Here is a 3,132-nt window from a genome sequence, read left to right on the forward strand (position 1 = left end):
CATGACGACAGTACTGTGCGGTGGAGCCACCCACAATTAGTTTTTTAAAGTCAAAAGCCGCCCTTCGGCGGCTTTTGATCTTTCACTACCTGGATCTCCGCCTTCGCGGAGATGACGGCAAGGATTAAGGCCGCTTTGGTGGGCTATGACGACAATTTAAATTCGCAACGTTATTGTGATTCCTTCACTTCAATTCCCTTCACTTCCTGATATCCCTTCGGCAGCCTACCACCGCGCTGCGTGCGCTCGCCCTCGTAGAGATCGACTTCCTCCGGCGAAACCGTGAGCTCGCCCTTGCCGGTATGGACCACCAGTGTCTTGCCCTCGCCGAAAACAACGACACCGGCAATGGCTTCCTCGCCCTTGGCGAACTTCGCCGTGGGAACGTTCAGGATCTTGTTGCCCTTGCCCTTCGGCATCTGCGGAAGTTCCTTGACCTTGAATACCAGCATCTGACCGGTGGTCGTGACCGCCGCAAGGTAATCCTTTTTAATGTCGGTCACGAGCTGCGGCATGAGTACTTTCGCGCCCTTCGTCGCCTTGAGCACCGCCTTGCCGGCCTTCTTGTTCGCAACGAGATCCTCGAGTTTGGCGACGAAGCCATAACCGGCATCGGTCGCGAGCAGATACAGATCCTCGGGATTGCCCATCATCACGCCGGCCCAGGTCGCGCCGGAAGGCGGATTGAGGCTGCTGGAGAGCGGCTCGCCATGCCCACGCGCTGAGGGCAGCTTGTGTGCCGGCAGCGAATAGGTGCGTCCGGTAGAGTCGATGAATACCGCCAGTTGGTTGCTCTTGCCGCGCGCCGCCTGGTGGAATTTGTCGCCGGCCTTGTAGTCGAGCGTCTTGGGGTCCATCTCGTGGCCCTTGGCGGCACGTATCCAGCCCTTTTCGGACAGGATTACCGTGACCGGCTCGGTCGGCAGCAGCGCGGTCTGGTCGATCTGCTGCGCGGCTTCGCGCTCGACCAGCGGCGAGCGGCGTGCGTCGCCAAATTCCTGAGCGTCCTCGATGATCTCATCGCGCACCAACTGCTTCAACAGCCGCGCCGACTTGAGCGTCTTTTCCAAGTGATTGCGCTCGCGCGTGAGTTCGTCCTGCTCGCCGCGGATTTTCATCTCTTCGAGCTTGGCCAGATGCCGCAGCTTTGTCTCAAGGATCGCCTCGGCCTGAATCTCGGTCAGCTTGAAGCGCTTGATGAGCTTGGGCTTGGGCTCGTCCTCGTTACGGATGATGCGGATGACCTCGTCCAGATTCAGATAAGCGATCAACAGGCCGTCGAGGATGTGCAGCCGCGCCGTGACGCGCTCGAGACGATGCGTGAGCCGCCGGCGCACGGTGTCGATGCGGAACTTGATCCATTCCTTAAGCAGGTCCTTGAGGTTGTATACCCGCGGCCGGCCGTCGAGGCCGATCATGTTCATGTTCACACGGTAGCTGTGCTCGAGATCGGTGGTCGCGAACAGATGCGACATCAGTTCTACCGGGTCGATGCGGTTGGAGCGAGGCATGATCACCAGACGCGTCGGATTTTCGTGGTCGGATTCGTCGCGCAGGTCCTCGACCATGGGCAGCTTTTTCTGCTGCATCTGCTGCGCGACCTGCTCGATGACCTTGGAGCCCGACACCTGATACGGCAGCGCCGTGATGACAATGGCACCGTCCTCGCTTTCCCATTTGGCCCGTGCCCGGATCGAGCCGTTGCCGGTTTCATACATTGCGCGAATTTCGCTCTTCGGCGTGATGATCTCGGCCTCGGTCGGATAGTCCGGGCCCTTGATGTGCTTGAACAGGTCCTTGAAACCGGCGTCCGGCTCTTCGAGCAGGTGCACGCAGGCGGCAGCGACCTCGCGCACGTTGTGCGGCGGGATGTCGGTGGCCATGCCGACGGCAATGCCGGTGGTGCCGTTCAGCAGCACGTGCGGCAGGCGCGCCGGCATGATCTTCGGTTCCTGCAGCGTGCCGTCGAAGTTGGGCGTCCAGTCGACCGTGCCGTGTTCGAGTTCGGACAGCAGGATCTGCGCGAAGCGCGTGAGCCGCGACTCGGTGTAACGCATGGCGGCGAACGACTTGGGATCGTCGGGCGAACCCCAGTTGCCCTGACCGTCGATCAGCGGATAACGGTAGCTGAACGGCTGGGCCATGAGCACCATGGCCTCGTAACAGGCGGTGTCGCCGTGCGGATGGAACTTACCGAGCACGTCGCCCACGGTGCGCGCCGATTTCTTGTGCTTGGAGGCGGCGTTGAGGCCCAGTTCCGACATGGCATAGATGATGCGCCGTTGCACGGGTTTCAGACCGTCGCAAATATTCGGCAGCGCGCGGTCGAGAATGACGTACATGGAATAATCCAGGTACGCCTTTTCGGTAAAGGCCGCGAGCGGCAGGCGTTCGATCGAGGCGGCGCGTGGACGCACGACTGGCTGCGCCTTGCCGCGTTTCGACGGTGCCTTCTTCTTCGCGCCATTTTCCCTGGGGGTGGTCTTCTTGGCCATCAGCGTTTCGCTTCGGCGGTTCGTTTCAACGCCAGATTCATCAGATTGAATGCCTTAATTGTGTTCTCAGAAATAAAATGCATTATCAGCGGTGCAAGCAGACCGGAGAAGTGCTCGCGCTGGATGAAGCGCACGCCCTTGATGCCGTTTGGCACGATTAAAAACGCCAGTTCGCGATCGAAGACACCTTCGACCAACCGCCGGCGGCGCCAACGCAGTTCAGTGGCAGGGATAACCTTCACGACAAGTGGCGAAAATTTATATTCACGGCCTTGCGGAAGTCGCGCCTGGATCTTCAGGCGCTGGCCTGGCGACAGGCTCCCCTGGATGGAAACCAGGAAAGGGTTCCATTTCGGGTAATCGGGGAAATAGGTCAACACGCGCCACACCATTTCGGGCGAAGCGGCGACGTCTATGGCGGTTTTGATGGTCGGCACTAGATAACCTCCGCCTTGTCGCCATTCTTCTCGAGCCAGCTCTTGCGGTCGGACGCGCGTTTCTTGCCGAGCAGCATGTCGAGCAGCTTGTTGGTGCTGTCGCCGGACTGGATCTCCAGTTGCACCAGCCGACGCGTTTTCGGATCCATGGTGGTTTCACGCAGCTGGTCGGGATTCATCTCACCCAGGCCCTTGAAGCG

The 3,132-nt window shown here is 60.0% G+C and carries 2 protein-coding genes and 1 pseudogene; all 3 read right to left on the reverse strand.

What is annotated here, in order from left to right:
* Window positions 1–170: 170 nt before the first annotated feature.
* Entirely contained in the window at window positions 171–2,495 is a 2,325-nt protein-coding gene (gene parC / locus WB402_RS14900; protein WP_424209229.1) for a DNA topoisomerase IV subunit A, read from the reverse strand.
* A complete protein-coding gene (locus tag WB402_RS14905; RefSeq protein ID WP_424209231.1) occupies window positions 2,495–2,932 on the reverse strand; it encodes an SRPBCC family protein in 438 nt (145 codons plus the stop codon). The genes parC and WB402_RS14905 overlap by 1 nt, the downstream gene beginning before the upstream one ends.
* Window positions 2,932–3,132 (reverse strand): annotated as a pseudogene (locus WB402_RS14910) (DNA topoisomerase IV subunit B); the annotation flags it as partial. The gene WB402_RS14905 and the pseudogene WB402_RS14910, both read right to left, overlap by 1 nt.

This window comes from Sulfuricaulis sp., assembly GCF_049587675.1.
Lineage (GTDB): Bacteria > Pseudomonadota > Gammaproteobacteria > Acidiferrobacterales > Sulfurifustaceae > Sulfuricaulis.

What these genes read in the sequence shown, in the direction of transcription:
- parC (WP_424209229.1), bottom strand. Translation starts at nt 2,495, where the DNA reads ATGGCCAAGAAGACCACCCCCAGGGAAAATGGCGCGAAGAAGAAGGCA.